This is a genomic window from Streptomyces sp. NPDC027185 (assembly GCF_055567035.1).
The window spans coordinates 398,299-417,811 of sequence record NZ_JBVHRF010000008.1; the positions used below are offsets into that span (position 1 = coordinate 398,299).

The 19,513-nt window shown below is 72.9% G+C and carries 17 protein-coding genes and 1 pseudogene; 8 read left to right on the plus strand and 10 right to left on the minus strand.

What is annotated here, in order from left to right; genetic code table 11:
• Positions 1-11: 11 nt before the first annotated feature.
• Positions 12-962 (minus strand): LysR family transcriptional regulator, encoded by a 951-nt coding sequence (locus ACZ4M8_RS26010; protein WP_467611252.1) that lies wholly within the window; start codon positions 960-962, stop codon positions 12-14.
• 38 nt (positions 963-1,000) lie between these two features.
• Between ACZ4M8_RS26010 and ACZ4M8_RS26015 the strand changes: the two genes are divergently transcribed.
• Positions 1,001-2,164, plus strand: a complete 1,164-nt coding sequence (locus ACZ4M8_RS26015; RefSeq protein WP_467611254.1) for a DMT family transporter — start codon at positions 1,001-1,003, stop codon at positions 2,162-2,164.
• An 80-nt stretch (positions 2,165-2,244) separates the two neighbouring features.
• On the opposite strand, the gene ACZ4M8_RS26020 is transcribed toward ACZ4M8_RS26015, so the two are convergent.
• Positions 2,245-3,576: an aminotransferase class I/II-fold pyridoxal phosphate-dependent enzyme gene (locus ACZ4M8_RS26020; RefSeq protein WP_467611255.1), complete on the minus strand. Its 1,332-nt coding sequence runs from the start codon at positions 3,574-3,576 to the stop codon at positions 2,245-2,247.
• Positions 3,577-3,611: 35 nt separating this feature from the next.
• Between ACZ4M8_RS26020 and ACZ4M8_RS26025 the strand changes: the two genes are divergently transcribed.
• Complete coding sequence (locus ACZ4M8_RS26025) at positions 3,612-4,340, plus strand: pyridoxamine 5'-phosphate oxidase family protein (RefSeq protein WP_467611257.1); 729 nt, start codon at positions 3,612-3,614, stop codon at positions 4,338-4,340.
• A gap of 26 nt (positions 4,341-4,366) precedes the next feature.
• On the opposite strand, the gene ACZ4M8_RS26030 is transcribed toward ACZ4M8_RS26025, so the two are convergent.
• A complete protein-coding gene (locus ACZ4M8_RS26030; protein WP_467611259.1) occupies positions 4,367-5,026 on the minus strand; it encodes a hypothetical protein in 660 nt (219 codons plus the stop codon).
• 252 nt (positions 5,027-5,278) lie between these two features.
• Complete coding sequence (locus ACZ4M8_RS26035) at positions 5,279-6,109, minus strand: nucleotidyltransferase domain-containing protein (RefSeq protein WP_467611261.1); 831 nt, start codon at positions 6,107-6,109, stop codon at positions 5,279-5,281.
• A gap of 457 nt (positions 6,110-6,566) precedes the next feature.
• Between ACZ4M8_RS26035 and ACZ4M8_RS26040 the strand changes: the two are divergent.
• Positions 6,567-6,791 (plus strand): annotated as a pseudogene (locus ACZ4M8_RS26040) (EF-hand domain-containing protein); the annotation flags it as partial.
• A 390-nt stretch (positions 6,792-7,181) separates the two neighbouring features.
• Here the strand turns inward: ACZ4M8_RS26040 and ACZ4M8_RS26045 are convergent.
• Positions 7,182-8,336, minus strand: coding sequence for an EamA family transporter (locus ACZ4M8_RS26045; protein ID WP_467611263.1), 1,155 nt, complete (start codon positions 8,334-8,336; stop codon positions 7,182-7,184).
• Positions 8,337-8,411: 75 nt separating this feature from the next.
• Positions 8,412-8,945 (minus strand): peptidase, encoded by a 534-nt coding sequence (locus tag ACZ4M8_RS26050; protein WP_467611265.1) that lies wholly within the window; start codon positions 8,943-8,945, stop codon positions 8,412-8,414.
• A 391-nt stretch (positions 8,946-9,336) separates the two neighbouring features.
• Here ACZ4M8_RS26050 and ACZ4M8_RS26055 point away from each other — a divergent pair, with 391 nt between their 5' ends.
• Complete coding sequence (locus ACZ4M8_RS26055) at positions 9,337-9,765, plus strand: type II toxin-antitoxin system Rv0910 family toxin (protein ID WP_467611267.1); 429 nt, start codon at positions 9,337-9,339, stop codon at positions 9,763-9,765.
• Positions 9,766-9,900: 135 nt separating this feature from the next.
• Here ACZ4M8_RS26055 and ACZ4M8_RS26060 read toward each other — a convergent pair whose 3' ends face one another.
• Positions 9,901-10,575 (minus strand): PadR family transcriptional regulator, encoded by a 675-nt coding sequence (locus ACZ4M8_RS26060; RefSeq protein ID WP_467611269.1) that lies wholly within the window; start codon positions 10,573-10,575, stop codon positions 9,901-9,903.
• 203 nt (positions 10,576-10,778) lie between these two features.
• Here ACZ4M8_RS26060 and ACZ4M8_RS26065 point away from each other — a divergent pair, with 203 nt between their 5' ends.
• A complete protein-coding gene (locus ACZ4M8_RS26065; protein ID WP_467611271.1) occupies positions 10,779-11,603 on the plus strand; it encodes a PhzF family phenazine biosynthesis protein in 825 nt (274 codons plus the stop codon).
• A 79-nt stretch (positions 11,604-11,682) separates the two neighbouring features.
• Here the strand turns inward: ACZ4M8_RS26065 and ACZ4M8_RS26070 are convergent, their stop codons facing one another.
• Positions 11,683-13,014: a flavin monoamine oxidase family protein gene (locus ACZ4M8_RS26070; RefSeq protein WP_467611273.1), complete on the minus strand. Its 1,332-nt coding sequence runs from the start codon at positions 13,012-13,014 to the stop codon at positions 11,683-11,685.
• 252 nt (positions 13,015-13,266) lie between these two features.
• Positions 13,267-14,010, minus strand: coding sequence for a CPBP family intramembrane glutamic endopeptidase (locus ACZ4M8_RS26075; protein WP_467611326.1), 744 nt, complete (start codon positions 14,008-14,010; stop codon positions 13,267-13,269).
• A gap of 302 nt (positions 14,011-14,312) precedes the next feature.
• On the opposite strand from ACZ4M8_RS26075, the gene ACZ4M8_RS26080 reads away from it, so the two are divergent.
• Positions 14,313-16,094 carry a substrate-binding and VWA domain-containing protein gene (locus tag ACZ4M8_RS26080; RefSeq protein WP_467611275.1) on the plus strand — a complete coding sequence of 594 codons (1,782 nt, stop codon included), beginning with the start codon at positions 14,313-14,315 and terminating at the stop codon, positions 16,092-16,094.
• Between the two features lie 137 nt (positions 16,095-16,231).
• On the opposite strand, the gene ACZ4M8_RS26085 is transcribed toward ACZ4M8_RS26080, so the two are convergent.
• Entirely contained in the window at positions 16,232-17,812 is a 1,581-nt protein-coding gene (locus ACZ4M8_RS26085; protein WP_467611328.1) for a glutamate-cysteine ligase family protein, read from the minus strand.
• A 535-nt stretch (positions 17,813-18,347) separates the two neighbouring features.
• On the opposite strand from ACZ4M8_RS26085, the gene ACZ4M8_RS26090 reads away from it, so the two are divergent.
• Positions 18,348-18,935 (plus strand): hypothetical protein, encoded by a 588-nt coding sequence (locus ACZ4M8_RS26090; protein ID WP_467611277.1) that lies wholly within the window; start codon positions 18,348-18,350, stop codon positions 18,933-18,935.
• Positions 18,936-19,305: 370 nt separating this feature from the next.
• A complete protein-coding gene (locus ACZ4M8_RS26095) occupies positions 19,306-19,512 on the plus strand; it encodes a DUF5999 family protein (RefSeq protein ID WP_467611279.1) in 207 nt (68 codons plus the stop codon).
• The last annotated feature ends 1 nt before the right edge of the window (position 19,513 follow it).

Genomic DNA, 19,513 nt, shown 5'->3' on the forward strand with positions numbered 1-19,513 from the left:
GCCCCGGCCGTTCACCCGGCCGCGCCGCTCCGGCGAGGCGCCGAGACGCTGCTCGCCGCGCCTGCCACTTCCTTGCCGGCCGTCCGCAGGGCGTCGACGGCGGCACGGATGGAGGGCCGCCGGTCCGCGTCCGCACGCCAGATCGCGTAGACATGACGTCGCATGGGGTGCCCCACCGGCACCACGCTCACCCCGTCCGGCACCGGGCCGCGCCCCAGACGCGGGGCGACCGCGACCCCCAGACCGGCGGCGATGAGGGCGAGCTGGGTGTGGTGCTCCTCCGCCATGTGCGCGATGCGGGGTTCGATGCCCTTGCTGCGCAGGGTGAACATCAACCAGTCGTGGCAGAACTCCCCCTGCGGCCAGGAGATCCAGGCGTCGTCGGAGAAATCCTCCAGTTCAACGGTGCGGCGACGGGCCAGCGCATGATCCGAGGGCATGGCCACATCCGCCGGATCGTCCAGCAGGGGAGCCTTCGCCAGACCGTCGGGGAGGGAGAGCGGGCGGTTGTACCAGTCGAGTACGACCGCCAGATCGATGTCGCCCCGCACCACACCGCGTACCGATTCGTCCGGCTCCAGCTCCGTCAGGCGGGAGCGGAGCTGCGGATGCGCCCGACCGAGCGCCACGAGCGCGGAGGGGAAGAGTCCCCGGGCCGCGGTGGGAAAGGCGCCGAGCCGGAGCTCCCCGACCGCCTGTCCGCGACGCGCCTCCAGTTCGGCCTCCGCCAGCTCGACCTGGGAGAGGATCCGGGCGGCGTGGTCGGCGAGGAGACGCCCCGCGTCGGTGAGGCGGACTCCGCGGCCGTTCTTCGCCAGCAGTTGCTGGCCGGTCTCCCGCTCCAGTTTGGCGATCTGCTGAGAGACGGCCGATGTCGTCACATGCAGTCCGTCGGCCGCCGCACTCACCGAACCGTGCCGTGCCACCGCGTTCAGCGTCCGAAGGCGATCAAGGTTCAACATGTAAGCAATGCTAAGCGATACCTCCCATACATTCTCGCTTGTGCTACGACGTTGGGCGCCTCATCGTGGTGGCCATGAGCACCACCGCCTCCCGCGCGGCGCGCGTCGCCGCCCCTCGCCCCACGGCCGCTTCCACTCCCGGCCCGCATCCGGCCGCCGGCTGGCGGCTGCGTTTCGCCGTACTGGCCCTGATCTGGGGCTTCAGCTTTCTTTTCATCAAGGTCGGCACAGAAGGGTTCGCCCCCTTGCAGGTGACGCTCGGCAGGGTCGCGTGCGGTGCCGTGGTGCTGCTGGCCGTACTCGCCGTGAAGCGTCAGCGGCTCCCGCGTTCGGCGCGCACCTGGGGTCATCTGGCGGTGGCGGCGCTCTTCCTGAACGCGCTCCCCTTCTCGCTCTTCGCCTTCGCGGAGTTGACCATTCCGTCCACACTGGCCGGCATCTGCAACGCCACCTCGCCGCTGTGGGGCATGGCGCTGTCGGTGGTCGCCCTGTCCGAGGACCGCCCCACCCGCCGCCGGGTGGCCGGGCTGGGCGTGGGTTTCCTGGGCGTTCTGACCGTGCTGGGTGCCTGGCAAGGGTTCGCGGGAACGGACCTGACCGGCACCGTCATGGCGCTCGGCGCCTCTCTCTGCTACCCGATCGGCTGGATCTACGTACGCCGCACACTGGGCGGCTCCCAGGACTCCCCTCTCTCCGCCTCCAGTGCGCAACTGCTGCTGGCGACCGCGCAACTCGCGGTCATCACCCCCCTGTTCACCAGTGCGCCGACCGCCTTCCCGCTCTGGCCCGTCCTCTCCGTCGTCGCCCTCGGCGCGCTCGGCACCGGTATCGCGTTCCTGCTGCAGTACGGGCTGGTCGCGGAGATCGGTCCCACCACCGCGCAGATGGTCACGTACTTCATCCCCGTGATCGCCACGGCCGCGGGGGTGGCACTGCTGGGCGAGCAGCTCAGCTGGAACACCCCGGTCGGCGCGCTCATCGTGCTCGCCGGCGCCGCCCTCACCCAGAGCCGCCCGCGCCGCGCGGCCCGCTCATCCGTCGTGGCCTCGGGTCCGGGCCGTTCCGGAGCACTCCCGCGGCCCACGGAACAGCCCGGGTCCGCCCCGCACCTCGACGGCTCCCCCGCCGCCGCACCGCATACCGGCGCGGTCACGTCCACTCCCGACATCGCTCTGGCCGACGAGGCGCCAGGCCGACGGTGACCTGCGCTTCGACGGCCGGCTGACGCCCGCCCGGTCGTCCGCCCACTCCCGTGGGGGCCGCCTTCCGGCGGCCCCCACGATCATTCGTAGCGCCGCGCCTCCCCGGAGCCGATGGCCGCCGTGACCGCCTCCGCCAGCGGCTCGATATCGGCGGGGGTGAGGTCAGAGACCGTGATGCGGATCGCGGGCGATGACTGCACACGGAAACGGGCACCGGGCGCCACCGCCCATCCGGCGTGCAGCAGACGGGAGACCGCCCCCGTCTCATCGGGGACCGGCACCCAGACATTCATGCCGCTCCGGCCCCGAGCGGGCACCCCGCGCGCGGCCAGTGCGCGTATCAGGGCATCCCGCCGCTCGGCGTACGCGGCAGCCACCACCACCGGGTCGACGGCCGAACTGCGCCACAGGTGGACGACGGTGTCCTGGAGGAGATGGCTCACCCACCCCGGCCCCAGACGCTGCCTGCCACGGACCCGGTCCACGGTCTCCGCATCGCCGGTCATCACCGCCAGCCGCAGGTCCGGGCCGTACGCCTTCGCCGTCGAGCGCACCAGCATCCAGTGGTCGGTGCCGCCTGCGAGCGGATGGAGAGGGAGATCGACGATGCCGTGGCCGTGGTCGTCCTCGATCAACAGGACTCCGGGGTGCGTCGCCAGCAGGCTCCGCAATTCGGTGGCGCGCGCTCCGCTCACGGCAGCTCCTGTGGGATTCTGCGCCCGGTCGGTGACGACGACGGCGCGTACCCCCTGGTCGAGAGCCCGTGCCAACTCCGCCACCAGCGGCCCCTCGTCGTCGACGGCCACCGGGGCGACGCGGAGACCGAGTGCGGGGATCAGGTCCAGCAGGCTGCCCCAACCGGGATCCTCGACCGCCACCGTGTCCCCCGGACGCAGATGCACGGCGAGCGTCCGCTCGATGGCGTCGAGCGAACCGCTGGTCACCGCTATCGGCCCGGCCGGAACACCGTCCTCGGCCAGCGCGGCGCGCGCCATCGTCTCGAGTTCGCTGTCGACCGGCGGCGCGCCGTAGAGCACCGGCTGCCCGGCTCTGCGCGCCGCGGCGGCCGTCACCGCTTCCCACCATGACGGAAGGAGCGCCGTGTCGGGGTTTCCGGCGGAGGCGTTCCGGACGTCCGGGGGCACCTCGACCCGGATCGCGTCACGCGCCGTGCTCGCCGGTCGTGGGCGCACACGGCTGCCGCGCCGCCCGGCCGTCTCGATCACCCCGCGATCCCGCAGCGTGCGGTACGCGGCGGCGACCGTATTCGGATTCACCTTCAAGTAGACGGCCAACTCCCGGAGCGGGGGCAGCACTTCGCCCGGCTGGAGCGCGCCTGCGCCGACGGCCCGCTCAACACTGGCGGCAATTTCCGATGCGCGCCGCCCCTCGATCAGATACTCTTCTAGCACAAAGTTGATTATGCACTAGTTCAAAGGAGTCGGCAATGTCCCAGACCTCGTCCCGCCACCGGCCCCCGATCCCTTCGCCCGGTACGGACGCCCCCCTTGCCGACAGCGCCTCTCAGGAGTACGCACCGACCGAGCGGACCGTTCCCACCCGCTCCGCGAACCGTGCCGCCTACGACCGGGAAACGGTCCACGCGATCCTCGACGAGGGATACGTCTGCCACCTGGGATTCGTACGGGACGGCGCGCCGGTCGTCCTGCCCACGCTCTACGGCAGGGTCGGTGACCGCCTCTACCTGCACGGTTCGACCGGTTCGCGACCGCTGCGGGCGGCCGGGGAGCCGGACCCCGGCCTCGCGGTCTGCGTCACGGTGACGCATGTGGACGGGCTGGTGCTGGCGAAGTCCGCGTTCCACCACTCCATCAACTACCGCAGCGTGGTCGTGCACGGCACCGCCCATCCGGTCACCGACCTCCAGGAGAAGACCGCGGCTCTGGACGCCCTCGTCGACCACGTGCTCCCCGGCAGGTCCGCCGACTCCCGGCCGGCCAACGCCAAGGAGCTGGCCGCCACCGCTGTCATCCGCCTCGATCTGCGGGAGGTCTCGGCGAAGATCCGCACCGGCGGCCCGAACGACGAGCCCGAGGACCTGGCACTCCCCCACTGGGCCGGCGTCCTGCCCGTGACCTCCGTCCGCGGCACACCGATACCGTCGGAATCCCAGGCCCTCGGCGTTCCCGAGCCGGCTTATCTCACCGCCCGATGAGGAGAGTGCCGTACGGCTCCGCCCGCCTACTCCCACTGATCATCCTCGCGTTCCACGTCGGGGATCGGCCCGAGGATCCTCCACCCCGGCTTCAGTGGGCGGGTGCTCCGGAAGCCCCGGTCCTCCGCGTACGCCGCCATGTCCGCGCCGTCGGGCGCGTGCACGATCGTGTAGCGCGGCGGGTCGTCGCCGTAGAAGCGGAAGAAGGTGCGTCCCTCGTCCCTCGACTGACGCGTGATCACGTCGACATCACGGAGAGCCCCGTACACCGCTCGGTCCTGCGGAGTCGTCGGCTTGCAGGAGTCGGCTCGCCCGGCGTCGCGTACGCAGATCAACGCCTGGCTCCAGCCGATCCGTTCGGCCCGCGGGTGGGCGGCCAGCATCTCCCGCATCCGGGCGTCGGCCTCGGTGAAGGCCGCCTGCCGGTGGTCGAACCGCGACTCCAGCGCGTCGAACCGTCGGTCGTCGTACCCGCTGCCGAAATGCGCGTCCAGGACGCCGAGGACGACGACCCGCCAGACCAGGAGCAGCGCCGGGACGACGATCAGTGTGATGAGCAGGATCTGCCCCGGCGAGCGTCGCCCATGGCGCCGCCCCGACTCAAGGACGTCGAAAGGGACCCTTGATGAGCGTTTCGATATCCGCCACCGCGATCGGCGGGGCGTACTTCCCGTCGGCTCGGCCATGATGCTGCAGCGTAAACCAGTCGATGAAGCCGCAGCTGGTGATCTCGTCGTCGGGGTCAAAGCCGAGAACGAAGTGACCGCACGGATCGCCCTCGTGAAGGGGAAGGGCCCTTCCGCGACGGCGCCTTGCACGCAGGCCGGTCACGCCGCTCGGGGGTGAGAAGTACTTCCCCTTCGGCGATACGCAGGGCCGGGGCCTCGTGCTGAGGCCGCCGGATCACCGGATGGGCGCGGCGGCCTCAGCACGTCACGTCAGCGTGGGTTGTTGAGAAGGCCGGCGATCTGTTCGTGGAGCGTGTGCGGCAGACGGATCGACCACCGAGCGGCTGCCTCGGTGGCCAGGTCACGGCTCCAGCGCCAGCTGTTGCGTGCGGCCGTGCGTACGTCCTGGTCCCGGGCGGCGGCCGTGGTCGCGACGTAGCGGTGCCGGTCGGCGGCGGGCAGGTCCTGTTCGAGAGCGCGGCTGGGGGTGAGCCAGTGGGACGTGCTGTCCCGCAGCAGGCGGCAGAGCTGGAGTTGCTGGGGGGCGATGACGGTGTGCAACAGGGCGTGGGTGCGGGCGATCTCGCCGCGGGCCAGGACGTGGGCGAGCATGAGCGTCCAGTTCGTCAGCTCGTCGGTGAGCTGCTGGGCGGTGGTCGGCGCCTCGGGCGGCTGGAAGGTGGCCAGTTGCCCGGCGGCCCGGGTGAGCCGGCCGGTGCGGTCCAGCAGCACGGCCCGCTCGGGGCGGGGCAGGTGCACCATCCCCCGCCAAGCCGGGACTTCGTCGATGCCGGGCCCGGCCGCGGTGAGATGGAACTCGCCGCGCATGAGGTCGTCGAAGACGACGGCGAGGACGCCGTACATGTTGGTGTAGGCGAGTTGGAGGGGAGCGAGCTGCGCGAGGAAGGCGGGACCGTCGAATTCGGCGAGACGGTCGTCCTGGATGTAGAGGTACGCCTCGATATCCGAATGGGCGTCGGCCTCGCCCACCGTCCACGATCCGTAGAGCAGTACGCCCTCCAGTCGGGGGTCGGCGTGGGCGAGCCGCCGCAGGCGTGCGATGCGGTCGTCCAGGGCGGAACAGGCGGAGTGAACGGACATGTGCGGTAGGTCTCCTGAAGTGTGGGCGTACGGGCACGCCGACGGAGCCCGGCGCCTGCCGGGCGGATGTCTGTGGACCGTCACGTCCCACTCAGGAGAAGCAGCACATGACCGAGATCATAGGCAACGCGCTGCCGGCACCGATGCGGCGGACTCCGGTCGAGGAACCCGCGGCATCGGCGGAGCCCGGGGCGGCCCGGCTCCCGGCCTCGCCCGTAGCGAGGCCCGGCTCCCGGCCTCGCCCGTAGCGGCAGCGGGGGGCCACGGCATCGGGCAGTCGCGCCGCGGCCCACGCCCGGCCCGTCGGCGGCGAGCCGCCTTTCGGAGAGGGCTCCTGTCCCCGCCGGAGCAGGAGTTCGGAGCTGGGCAGGCACGCGGCGGGCGGGCGGTGGGCGTCTCCAGGGGGCGTCCGGCCGGCCGATAGCCTGGCTCCGTCGGCAAAGATCACAGAAAGGCGGAACACATGGCAGACATCATGGAGACGGCGGCGCGGAAGGTCTTCGAGCGCTACGACATCGACAAGGACGGCCAGGTCACCGCGGAGGAATACCGGAAGGTCATCGCGGAGTTGGAGGGTTCCGAGATCACCGAGGCGCAGGCGCAGGAGCTGATCGACTCCCTCGACACCGACGGCGACCGCAAGATGTCCTTCGAGGAGTTCTGGGCGGCCATGCATGGCTGACCCCGCTGGGTCCGGCACGGCAGGTGACCGTGCCGGACCCGGTTCACGGGGCGGCCCGTCCAGTGGCGGGGGGACGAACCCCGGTTTGGGGTGCCGCCAGAACTGATCGCATACCCGCCCCTGAGTCCCACCGCTCCCCTGTAAAGCCCGGTCGGGTACGGCGGTTCGCCGAAGGGCGCCCCAACTCCCCTGTGGCAGCGGCCAGACTGGGCGGGCCCCGGGGGAACCCGCGGCCCCCGCCGCCCGCTGACCGGCAACTCCCTGCTCAGCAGCGCCGCACCGCCCGCGAAGGCCAGGGCGCACGCTCCCCGGATGCGGCGGCACCGAGCTTCCCGAGTGCGGCACGACCGGCCGCCCGGGACGCCGGCCGACCCCACGGTCTCCCCGCCCCTACCCCCGTCGCTCCCCCGCGCCCCCGCCTCCGGACAGTCGCTCCCCACGTCCGGGCCCACCCGCCGCATCCGTCCCTCCGGCCGTCACGGTGGCTCCGGGCGAGGCGGCGACCACAGTGGTCTTCTCCTTGTCGCCGGACGCCGGGGTGGCGGACTGGGCGATGAAGGCGCCGATCAGGACGACGAGGCCGCCGACGATCTGCGGTGGGGAGAGGTGTTCGCCGAGCAGTACCCAGGCCAGGACCGTCGCGATCACTGCTTCCAGGCAGGCCACGACGCCGGCCACCTGGGGGGAGAGCCGGCGGATCGACACCACGCCGGTGAGATAGGCGAGGACGGTCGCGACCAGCACGATCCAGACGAGCAGCAGGGCGGCGGGGACGCGGGTGCCGTTCATCGTGGCCATCCCGCCGAGCACCGGCCAGTCCATGCCCCAGGGGCGGGCGATGACGGTGAGGACTACGGTGCCGACCAGCAGTCCGTAGGCGACGACGCCGAGCGGGGCGGCACTGTCCTCGCCGCCGGTGCCGTGGTCGGAGAGGACGAAGTAGCCGACCTGGCAGCAGGCCGCGCCGAGGGCGAGGGCGAGTCCGAGCACGTCGACGCTGAGCCCGGACCACACCTCGACGACGCAGGCCAGGCCGCCGACGGCGAGTACCACGCCGATCGCGGCGGCGCGGGTGACCGGCCGTTTCTGGACGAAGCGGACCCATCCGAGCACCAGGGCGGGCGCCAGATACTCGATGAGGAGTGCGACGCCGACCGGGATGCGGGAGAGCGCGGCGAAGTAGCACGCCTGGACGCCCGCGACGGCGAGCAGCCCGAATCCGGCGAGGAGCGCCGGGCGCCGCCGTACCAGGGAGCGATGGCGCCAGGCCACGGGCAGCATCACCAAGGTGGCGCCCGCGACGCGGAGCCAGGTGACGTGCAGGGGATCCAGTCCCGCCTCGATCAGGGGCTTCGCGGCGACTCCGGAGCCGCCGAAGGCGACGGCGGAGAGCAGCGCGAGGGCGAGGCTCACCCCTCGGCCGGACGTGGCCGTGGCGCCTTCCGGCCCGGGGGCGGAAGGGGGCCCGGAGGAGCCCCCGGCGCCGTGAGTACCCTGACCCGGCCGGGCGTTCGTAGCGGCAGGGCTCCCCGAAGACGCATGCATCGGGTCATCATGACAGGCGCCACCTGGAGAGTCACCCCTTACCGGCATCCCGTCCTCCGGTCCGCCGGAAGGCCATCACCCCAGGTCGGCGGGGTCCCCGTCCAGCCGGGCCGCGAGTCGTACGGTGTCGACGGAGGCGCGGCGCAGCACCTCGACGGCGCGGGACTCGGGATCGTCCACCAAGGCGGCCAGCAGATCCAGGCACCCGGCCTGGAGGGCGTAGCGGGCGTGCGCACGGTCCAGGGCGCCGTCCAGGGCGGCGGCCGCGGCCGGCGACCACCCCGGTACGCCGCCTTCGGTGACCACGGGCACCGCGCCGGAATCCTCGACGGTGCCGTGCCACTGGAGTCCGTAGCCGATGCTGCGCTGGACGAGATAGCCGAGGAGCCGGGCGATCTGGGGCTGCCCGCCGTCGAAAACGTCCCGTACCGCCGGGTCCCACTCCAGGAGACCGTGCAGGAGGTGCGCGGTGTCGACGTGACGATCGCCGTCCCGCGTGGCCCGTCGGCGGGCAGCGGATATCACCGACGCCAGCTCGACGGTGAGCTGTGCGTCCATATCCACCCGCGCGGGGACCTCCCCGCCGCTGTACGCAGTACGGTTTTGCACATCTACCACCCCACCAGCCACGGAAGGCCGGGGCATCCCCGACGGGGAGCATTTGCGCATCCCACCACGGTTGGGGAGAAGCTCGCCCCTTCTCCTCCTTACGGAGGAGAAGGGTGCGTGGCGGAGACGGAATGCTCAGGGTTTCCCCCAGGCCGGCCCGTCGGCCCCGGCTTTTCTCCTCCGGGAGACCCTTCGCGCGGGCGCCACCGGGGGCGGCGCCCCGCCCCGGGTGTTCCGGTGGAGCGCCGCACGGGCGCCGCGGGCCCCCTGAAGGTGTCCGGGCGGACGGCCGTGGCACCGAAAATGACGGGCCGTCAGCCTTGAAGGTTGCCGTGGGCGCGGATACGTTCCACGGACCCGCCAGGCATGTCCTCACCTAAGGGGTGGCCCCATGGCCGCAGTCACCGCACAGGCCCGCATCGGGGCGCCGGCCGGACGGATCTGGGAACGGCTCACCGACTTCGGAGGCCACGGCCGGTGGAACGCCACGCACACCGGCTTCCCCCGGGGCGGGCCGGATCCGCTGGAAGCGGGCGCGGAGTACCTGGAGAACATGAAGCTGATGGGCTTCCCCGCCGAGGTCCGCTGGACGGTGCGGGAACTCCGGTCGGAGCGGCTGCTGGACCTCCGGGGCAAGGGCCCGATGGGCGTGACGCTGGCGATGCGGTACGCGCTGGAGCCGGACGGCGGGGCGACGACGGTACGCATCGACGGCGAGTTCACCGGCGCCGCGGTGTCCCTGATGGCCGGGAAGCTCAAGGATTCCGCGGGCGCGGCGCTGGAGGCGTCACTGCGTGACCTCGCGGCGCTCGTCGCCTGACGTACGGCCACCGCGGTCGGCCGCGCGACCGTAAGGGCGCCGTACCGCTCTCCGGCAGCGCCCGGCGCGCGGCCGACCGCACGCGCCGGGCGGGGTCGTGCGCGCGCCGGGGCCACAGGGGCACCCCGTCCGCCCTCAGTCCTCCTCGGCGAGGATCAGGTACAGCTCCTTGCGCGCCTTGTTGACCACGGCCATCGCCTTCTCCCGCTGCTCAGGGGTGCCGGTGGCCCAGACCTGCCGGAAGGCGTCGACGAGTCCGCCGCCGGCCTTGCGGATCTCGTTCATGGCCTCCCAGTCGACGCCGCGCCCCGCTTCCTCCCAGGGGGCGTCAGGTCCGCCGTCGGCCTCCGTGCGTCCGTCCTCGGTCAGGGAGAAGAGCTTCTTGCCCCCTTCGGAGGCGCTGGCGATCAGACCTTCGTCCTCCAGAAGCTGAAGGGTCGGGTAGACCGAGCCGGGGCTGGGCTTCCAGGCGCCGCCGCTGCGCTCGGCGATTTCCTGGATCATCTCGTAGCCGTGCATCGGGCGGTCCTTGAGCAGGGCGAGGATCGAGGCGCGCACATCACCGCGGCGGGCGCGGCCGCGTGGCCCGCCGCGCCCCCGGCCACCGCCGAATTGCGGTCCGCCGAAGGGCGGCCCGAAGGGGCCGAAGGCGCGGCGGCCCTCGAACCGGTCGCCGAAGCCGGCGAATCCGCCCGGCCCACCGGGGCCGCCGCCACCGGGACCGCCGTGCCGTCCGGCGCCCCAGGGTCCGCGACCGAAGCCGCCTTCCTGGCCGTGCCCGTATCCGTGTCCATGTCCGTGGGGTCGCATGAGGGGTTCCTTCCGTCAGCCGGTGGCCCGAGGGGGCACCGGTCGTCGATCAGACCTTTCGCTGACCGATCGCGATGCGTCAACGATATATCGGTAGTGTTCGTTCGGCAAGGCTTTACGACTCCCCGGCGGCTCCCCGAGGAGGGCCAACTCCTCACCAACGGCTCTGACCTGCGGCGCAGCGGGGGCTTAAGGTCCTCGGCATGAGGATTCGCATCGTCGACGCGTTCAGTACCGGCCCGTTCACCGGCAACCCGGCAGGGGTCGTCCTTCTGGAAGCGGGGGACTTCCCCTCCGTCCGGTGGATGCAGGACGTCGCGCGGGAGATGAACCAGTCGGAGACCGCGTTCGCCCATCCCCTGCCGCCCGGCGGCGAGGCGGACTGGGCGCTCCGGTGGTTCACCCCGGCCACCGAGGTCGCCATGTGCGGACACGCCACGCTGGCCACCGCGCACGTGCTGCACACGACCGGCACGGCCACCGGGACGGTCCGCTTCGCCACCCGCAGCGGTGTCCTGAGCACCACCGCGCACGACGACGCCTCGTTCACCATGGACTTCCCGACCGCCCCGCTCACCCCGGTGGAGGTGCCGCAGGCGCTGGCCGACGGACTGGGTGACGCCTCGATCCGGGGCGCGTACGAGACCGGGCCGCAGGTCGGTGATCTGCTGGTCGAACTGGCCGACGAAGCGGCCGTGGAGCGCCTGGCGCCGGACCTCCGGGCGCTGAGCGGGCACAGCGGCCGGGGCGTCATCACCACCGCACGCGCCGCTGCGGCGGACTGCGGCTACGACGTCCGGGTGCGCTGTTTCTTCCCCCAGGTCGGAGTCGGCGAGGACCCGGTGACGGGGAGCGCGCACACCGCGCTCGCACCGTTCTGGGCGCCCCGGCTCGGCCGGGACACCCTCACCAGCCTGCAAGGAGGCGCCCGTACCGGCCTCGTCCGCACCCGGCTGCGCGGCGACCGTACCCTGCTGACCGGATCCGCGGTCACCGTGCTGGACGGGGAACTCCTCGCCGGGGCCTGACCGGACGGCCGGGGCGGTCGGATGCCCGGCCGCCCCGTGCCCCGGAACGCCGCACGGGCCCGCGTGCCGCCCGGCGCGGTCAGCGGGAGCCGAGGGCGTGCAGCACCTCCCCCGCCGCGCGGCGGCCGGATTCCACAGCGCCCTCGAAGTAGCCGTTGCCGTGCACGGCGGTCTCCGTGCCCGCCCAGTGGAGCGCCCCCTCCGGCTGCCGCAGGGCGCTGCCGAAGGCCGTCCATCCGCCGGGGGTGAAATGCCCGGAGAAGCAGCCCCGGGTCCACTCCTGCGCGAGCCAGTCGAACTCGACGTACTCCTGCGGTTCCGCCGCCCGGCCGGTGAAGAGTTCGCCGAGACGGCGGGTGACGCTCTCCCGGCGCTCCCCGGGCGGCCGGGTCCGCAGGCGGACCGCTTCATCGCCGTAGACGAACGCGGTCAGCACCGCTCTCGGGGCCGCCGGCGGCGTGTTGTCGACGGTCTCCGTGAGGACGCCCGCCGACGACGTCGACACCCCCGACAGGCCCTCGTCCCGCCAGAAGGGTTCGGCGTACACGGCGTGGACCTTCAGCGCGGTACCGGCCGTCATGCGCTGGAAGACGCCCGCCCGCAGGGCGCTCAGCGGCGGGTCGTGGCGGAGCGCCCCGGCGAGTACGGGCGGCAGCGCGATCACGGCCCGCGCGGCGTGGTGCGCGCCCAGTGCCGTGGTGACGCGGACCCCGGTGCGGTCCTGGGCGATGCCGAGGACCGGTTCGGACAGCCGGACGGTGCCGTCGGGCAGGTCGGCGGCCATCCGCTCGGCGATCCGCTGGGCCCCGCCGACGACACGGCTCTCCTGCGCACCGCCCCGGAAGCCCAGCAGCGCCCCGGTCCCGCCGCCGCTGGCCAGGTAGAAGAGCGTTTCGAGCAGCGAGGTCTCCGCGGGGCTCCCGGCGAGGAGTCCACCGGAGACGATCCGGCCGACGTAGCGCTTCGCGGCGTCCGGGGCGCCGGTCCCGTCGAGCCAGGTGGCGAAGGTCTGCCGGTCCCAGGGCACCGCGTCGGCGGCGGTCCACGGGCTTCTCACGGGGACCTGCCGGCACAGGGTGTCCAGCTCGTGGAGGAGCGCGGTCACCTCGTCGGGGAGCGCGGTGCGGTGCTCCCCGTCGTGGTCGATCACCGCCGAGCCGTACTCCGGGGTGGGGTAGGTGGCGATGCCGTAGCGGTCGGCCAGTCCGGTGATCCGGTGCTGGGCCGCGGAGATCCACTGTCCGCCCAGGTCGAGTTGGGTGCCGTCGGGCAGGAAGCGGGTCAGGGCCCGCCCGCCGACCCGGCCACGGGCCTCCAGGACGAGGACGTCGCAGCCCGCCCCGTGGAGTTCCTGCGCGGCGCTGAGGCCCGCGAATCCCGCGCCGACAACCACCACGTCGCGCTTGCTCACCCCGGTCACCGCTTCCCTGTCTCGTCCCACCCGGCCCGCCCCCTGACGGGCCGGCGGCGCCCTCAGGATCGTGGCCGGGCAGCGGACCCGGGGACCGCGCCACACGGCTCACGGCCCGGTTCACCCGGTATGGGCAACCGCCACCGGGCCCGCTCCGCGGGACGTCCGGCGGCGGACACCGGCCGCACGCCCCGGGCCGCTCCCGCCCACGCCGGCGGAACGGCCCGTACGGCATCGCCGCCGCCCCCGCGTCTACGGCGTCGGCAACCAGTCCACCCGGCCCGCGAGCAGCGCGTAGCCCAGGAAGGCCACGATGTCGATCAGGGCGTGCGCGGCGATCAGCGGGCCGACCCGGCCCCACCTGCGGTAGAGCAGGACGAAGACGACGCCCATCACCATGTTGCCGAGGAAGCCCCCGATGCCCTGGTAGAGGTGGTACGAGCCGCGCAGCACGGCGCCGGCGGCGAGCGCGGCCACCGGCGTCCACCCCAGCTGCCCCAGACGGCGCAGCAGATAGCCGACGACGATGACCTCCTCCAGGACGGCGTTCTGCACCGCGGAGGCGATCAGCACCGGGACCTTCCACCACACGTCCGGCAGCGCCTCGGGCACCACCGTGAGGTTGAAGCCCGCCACCCGCGCACCCAGGTAGAGCAGCAGCCCGCTGCCCCCGATCACCGCGGCGAGCGCCGTACCGCGCCCCAGGTCCGCGCCGGGCCTGCGCCGGTCGAACCCCAGCGCGCGCAGCCCGCCCGCCCGCTCCCTCAGCAACAGGTGCGCCACCAGCGCGACCGGCACCAGCGCCGTGGCGATGCCGAAGAGCTGCCAGGCGAGGTCCAGCCACGGACGGCCGGGGGCGTGGGAGCCGTTCAACGTCGCCGCCTGGTCCTTGAGACCGCCGGGCCGGGTCACCGCGCCGAGGAAACTGATCAGCGCGGACACCCCGCTGGCCCCCAGCGACAGGGCGAGCACCAGGAGCGTCTCGTTCCGCAGCATCCTGCGGGACAGGTGCTCCCCCGGCTCCCAGGCGCCGGAGGTCCCGACGCCGCCACGGGCGTGCGCGTCCGACCCCACAGTTTTCTCCACTTCCACCGCTTTCTCCGCTCCCGCCCCCGCCTGCGCGTCCATCACTTCCACCACTTCCGCGATACCGCCACCCGTGCCGGGCCTGCCCGGCTAGGGTCGCCGCAGCAGGTACGAAGATCGCGCGACAGGCCGGGGCAGACGCCGTCCACGTGGTGTGACCGCCTCCGCCGTGTCCCGATCGAGCTCCGAGACGCAGGAGAGGCGCTACCGCGATGGGACGTCACAGCTTGCCCGACAGCTCCGCACCGCGGGACGCGGGGGCCCGGCCCGGCGCCCGCCGCCGCACCGTCGTACTCGCCACCGTCCTCGCCCTCGCGCTCGCGGCGGGCACGGTGGCGGCGCTCCGCAGCGATCTGCTGCCGTTCGGCCAACCGTGCGGCGGCGACCTCGTCCGGCTCGACGTCGTCGCCTCGCCCGACATCGCCCCCGCGCTCGACGACGTCGCGGACCGGGCACGGCGCGAGGAGACCCGCACCGACGGGAAATGCCTGGACGTCAAGGTGACGGCGCGCTCCGGGGCGGAGGTCGCCGACTCCCTCGCGCAGCGCCCGGCACACTCCGAATTCCAGGTCTGGATACCGGACTCCACCCTCTGGAGCGACCGCGTGGACGCGGCCAGCGGCACACCGCTGACCACCAGCGGGACGATCGCGGCCTCCCCCCTCGCCCTGGGCGCCGTCCCGGCCACCGCCGGGAAACTGGGCTGGCCGGAGAAGACGTACGACTGGTCGGCGCTGCTGAAGGCCGCCGACGACGGCACGCTGCCGCTCGGGGTGGCCGATCCCACCCGCAGCGCCACCGGAGTCCTCGCCCTCTCCCGCATCGACGCCGCCTACCGGAAGGCGGAGAAGGACGAGGGCGCCGGCACCGCGCGGACCCGTACGGCGGCCGCCGCCGAGGTGCTCCACCAGCGGATGGCCGACGGTGACGAGGAACTCGCCGCGACACTGCCGCGTGATGCCTCCGAGGCCGCGGAGGACCACCGCAACCCCGCGGTGCTCCTCTCCGAACAGGCCGCGTTCGCGCACAACCGCGCCGGCACCGGCCCCGGACTGGAACTCTTCTACCCCCAGGACGGCACCGCCCAGCTCGACTACCCGTACACCCTCGTCGACGAGAACCAACTCGACGCCGACACCTCGCGCGCCGCCGGCCGTTTCATGACGTTGCTCTCCGCGCCCCCGGGCCAGCAGGTGCTGCGGGCCCACGGCTTCCGGGCGGGGCACGGCAGGGCGGACGAGAAGGTGACCCGCGCGGCGGGCGGCCGCGCACCCCAGCCGTACACCCAGGACACCGCCGTACCGCCGTCCGCCAAGGAGATCCGGGCGCTGCTCGGCATCTGGGCGGTCACGGTGCAGAAGGCCCGGATCACCACGGTGGTCGACGCCTCCTCGTCCATGGGGCTCGCGGTGCCGGCGAGCGGCGGCCGGTCACGGATGTCGCTGACCAGGGACGCGCTGCTCCGGGAACTGGCGACGTTCACGCCCGACGACGAGATCGGGCTGTGGAAGTTCGCCACCGGACTCGACGGCTCCCGCGACCACCTGGAGCTGTCCCCCACCACCCGGCTCGGCGACCGGGGCCCCGGCGCCACCACCCACCGCGACGCCCTCACGGCCGCCCTGGGCGCGCTCACCCCTGTCCCCGGCGGCGGCACGGGCCTGTACGACACCACGCTCGCCGCGTACCGCGAGGCCCGTTCGTCGTACGTGGAGGGCAAGTTCAACACCGTCGTGGTGGTCACCGACGGCGCGGACGACGACGCCGCCACCGTCGGACTGGACGGCGTGGTGGCCGGGATCAAGAAGCTGACGGACCCGGGGCGGCCGATACCGCTGATCGTCCTCGCCGTCGGCCCGGAGGCCGACCGGTCCGCGCTGGACCGCATGACCGCCCCCACCGGCGGCTCCGTCCACGAGGTCGAGGACCCGTCACATCTCGACGAGGCGATCCGGGAGGCCATCGTCACCACGGGCAGCGGGGAACAGGGGTAGCCGGAGGACGGGCTCGCGCGGGGCAGCGGCGGGACCCCGGCCGTCGGCGTCGGGGAGCACCCTCCCGGCCGGACGGGTGACGGCGCCCTCCCGCCCGGCACCGCTGCGGGGGCGCCCGGACGCGCCACCCCGCCGCCTCAGCCCCCGTCCGGCCCCGCCGTCTCCCGGTTCTGCCATTCGCCCGTTGCCGGGCGGCGCGGCGGCGGGACCGCCCGCCGGACCGCGGGCCAGGCGACGGGCCAGGTGTGCACCGGCTCACCGGTCCGCATCAGCTCGCCGTAGCGGCGGGTCATCCCGGCCAGCGCCGCCCCGCGGTCCAGGCCCTGCTCCCGTGCGTGGTGGTAGGCGGCGGTCTGCCAGGAGGCGCCGTTGGTGCGGCGGGCGCAGCGCTCCTCGATGATGCCGAGGTAGCGGTCCCGGTCGGCCGGTTCGACGCCCCAGGCGTCCAGCCCGGCGGCGGCCAGCGGCAGCAGTTCCTGGAGGACCAGCCGGGTCACCGGCGTCTCCACGACACCGCCCCGCCCCGGACGCGGCCAGCGCAGCGTGGCATCGATGCCGTGGCGGCAGGCGGCGGTGAAGTTCTCCGCTGCGGCGGCGAACGGCAGCCGGGTCCACACCGGACGCGGCGCCTGTGCGAGCGCGCGCACCAGCCCGTAGTAGAAGGCGGTGTTGGCGAGGACGTCGGCGACCGTCGGGCCGGCCGGGAGCACACGGTTCTCGACCCGCAGATGCGGGACGCCGTCGGCGATCCCGTACACCGGCCGGTTCCAGCGGTAGACGGTGCCGTTGTGCAGCACCAGTTCCGCGAGGTCCGGTACGCCGCCCGCGTCGAGGACGCGCAGCGGATGCTGCTCCCCGCAGAGCGGCAACAACGGCGGGAAGTACCGCACGTTCTCCTCGAAGAGGTCGTACGCCGAATCGATCCAGCGCTCCCCGAACCAGGTACGCGGGCGCACCCCCTGGGCCTGGAGTTCCGGCGGCCGGGTGTCGGTGGCCTGCTGGAAGACCGGCGGCCGCGACTCGCGCCACAGCTCACGCCCGAAGAAGAACGGCGAGTTGGCGCCGACGGCCACCTGGACGGCGGCGAGCGCCTGCGCCGCGTTCCACACCGCGGCGAACCGGCCGGGCGTCACCTGCAGATGCAGCTGCACGGAGGTGCACGCGGCCTCCGGCGCGATCGACGGCGACCGGGCGACGAGCCGCTCCACACCCTGGATGTCGAGTGCGAAGTCCTCACCGCGCGCCGCCCGCATTTCATCGTTGAGCAGGAAATAGCGGTCGTTCTCGGAGAGGCTGGCGGCGGTGAGATCGGTGGTGTCCAACGTGGGCAGAATACCGATCATCATGACCCGGGAGGCCACTTCACGGGCTTTGCGATCGGCATAGGCGAGCGCGGTACGGAGTTCTTCGGCGAGCTGCTCGAAGACCTGGCCGTGCAGCCGGTGCGGGGTGATGTTCACTTCCAGATTGCAACGGGCGAGTTCGGTCTGGAAATCCTGGCTCGCGATACGTTCCAGCACCTGGGAGTTCATCATCCTGGGCAGTCCGTCGGCCCCGGCGAGATTGAGTTCGATCTCCAGACCCACCAGGTTTTTCGGCCGGTCGAACCGTTTCTCCCCCAGCAGCCTCGCCAGCCCCTCAAGACACTCCTGAAGCTTTCTTCGATAACGCTCCCGGTCCGCCAGGCCGATGCCGTCCGCGGCGACCTTCTCCCCCATCGAAGGGTCCTTCCTCCAGTGGACGGCCCGCAGCCACGGGCCGTCCGGGGCCGTCCCCGGCACCACCGGGGCACGCGTCACGGTCGATGATGCCCCGGTGATCTGATCCATAACGCCTCAAGGGCGTTCGGCCGCCGATAGGCTCGAAGCGGCCCGGAGTCCGGCACGTACCGTTGGCATATTGCCCGGACACCCCCCGTCAGCAATTACCCGGAAAAACACCGGAAAGATTCGGCCTACCGTACCGCGACAGAATATCGAGGCGGTTTACCCATCCTCCCCGCAAAGAAGGAGAAAACGCCTCTATAGCCGGTCCGGATTACCCCTTGCCGGAAATCACGGGCGCGCTTAGCGGAAACACCGCTGGAACATACGTCGTATAAACTCCGTTCACGAGGCGGAGACTTGGGCCCCGTGTCGCGTTGCGCGCCCCTGCGCGGAGATACGCGCCGGGGCCGGCTCCGACCCCGCACGCTGACAATGCCGTCGGCGTCCACCTGCACCACCGTGTCTCCCGAGTGAGAGGCGACTCACCATGCCGCTGCACGTACCCGCTGCCCCCGCGCCCGCCCTGCGCAGCGTCCTCACCGCTCTCGGCTCGCCCACCGCCGTCCGTGAGGCCCGCCCCGCCGCGCTCCGCGCGCACCAGGGCCCGCTGAGCGCCGACCATCCGCTCCCGGTCCACATCCTGGACGGCATCGGCCACACCGGCGTCCCGCCCCGCACCCGCCTGGCCGGGTGGCGGTTCCTGGTGCTCGGCGGTGAGCGGCCGGTCGCGGCGGCCGAGGCGCGGCTGACGGCGGACGGCTGGGCGTTCGCCCACTTCTGCGGCGGCCCGTACGTCACGGCGACCGAACAGGCCCTGCACCAGGCCGAATCGCTCACCGCCGGGTACCAGCCGCGGCTGCTGTCCGTACCGGAGCTGTACATGCTGACGCTGTGGCTGCACCACGACACCGCCTCCGACGGCGTCTCGGGGGAGCCGGCGCCCGGCGATCTCCTGGTGCCGCTCGCTCCCGCCCCGCCCGGGATCGCCGCGCACCTCCCGCAGCGGGTGGCCGACCTCCTGCCCCGGCTCAGCGACCGCCTCGCCCCGCCGCCGCTCCTCGGCTCCACCGCCTGAGGACATCCGGACACACCGGCGGGCGGGGACCGACCGTCCGACCGACGCGTCCGGCACGGCGTACGCACCCGCTCACCGAGCGCCCCGCGAGCCCCCGACGGCCGCGGGGCGTTCGGCCGTACGCCCCCCGTGCGCCCGTCCGCCGCCTCTCCCCCAACCTCCGTGACCAGCGGCGCATTTGGGAGCAACCGCCCGCACGGGTGACACGTCCGTATCGAGTGCGTACCACTGCTGCGAAATCCCTGCGGAAATCCGTCCGCAGGGCAACACTTGAGCCCAACCGAAGGAAACGGGGGAAGCGGCCATGACCACTTCGAGTTCATCGAGCCGCACGACGACGTTCACCCATCCGCAGCGAAAGACAGTGCCCATGTGTCAGCACCAGCCGCCCTGCCCGACCGCCGACTCCACCGACCGGGAAGCCGCACATCCGGTGGCGCACCATCCGGAGCAGGGCTGGAGCCTGTTGTGCAACGGCGTTCTCCTCTTCGAGGACACCGGTGAGCTTCTGCCGGACGGTCAGGTCATCGCCCCGCACCGTCCGGACTGCGCCTCCCGGGTCGCCACCACCGTCTGAC

Coding starts and splice junctions, on each gene's coding strand:
- ACZ4M8_RS26080 (WP_467611275.1), top strand. CDS start 14,313: ATGGGACGTCACAGCTTGCCCGACAGCTCCGCACCGCGGGACGCGGGG.
- ACZ4M8_RS26090 (WP_467611277.1), top strand. CDS start 18,348: ATGCCGCTGCACGTACCCGCTGCCCCCGCGCCCGCCCTGCGCAGCGTC.
- ACZ4M8_RS26045 (WP_467611263.1), bottom strand. CDS start 8,336: ATGCATGCGTCTTCGGGGAGCCCTGCCGCTACGAACGCCCGGCCGGGT.
- ACZ4M8_RS26055 (WP_467611267.1), top strand. CDS start 9,337: ATGGCCGCAGTCACCGCACAGGCCCGCATCGGGGCGCCGGCCGGACGG.
- ACZ4M8_RS26030 (WP_467611259.1), bottom strand. CDS start 5,026: ATGGCCGAGCCGACGGGAAGTACGCCCCGCCGATCGCGGTGGCGGATA.
- ACZ4M8_RS26065 (WP_467611271.1), top strand. CDS start 10,779: ATGAGGATTCGCATCGTCGACGCGTTCAGTACCGGCCCGTTCACCGGC.
- ACZ4M8_RS26085 (WP_467611328.1), bottom strand. CDS start 17,812: ATGGGGGAGAAGGTCGCCGCGGACGGCATCGGCCTGGCGGACCGGGAG.
- ACZ4M8_RS26095 (WP_467611279.1), top strand. CDS start 19,306: ATGTGTCAGCACCAGCCGCCCTGCCCGACCGCCGACTCCACCGACCGG.
- ACZ4M8_RS26035 (WP_467611261.1), bottom strand. CDS start 6,109: ATGTCCGTTCACTCCGCCTGTTCCGCCCTGGACGACCGCATCGCACGC.
- ACZ4M8_RS26075 (WP_467611326.1), bottom strand. CDS start 14,010: ATGCTGCGGAACGAGACGCTCCTGGTGCTCGCCCTGTCGCTGGGGGCC.
- ACZ4M8_RS26010 (WP_467611252.1), bottom strand. CDS start 962: ATGTTGAACCTTGATCGCCTTCGGACGCTGAACGCGGTGGCACGGCAC.
- ACZ4M8_RS26060 (WP_467611269.1), bottom strand. CDS start 10,575: ATGCGACCCCACGGACATGGACACGGATACGGGCACGGCCAGGAAGGC.
- ACZ4M8_RS26025 (WP_467611257.1), top strand. CDS start 3,612: ATGTCCCAGACCTCGTCCCGCCACCGGCCCCCGATCCCTTCGCCCGGT.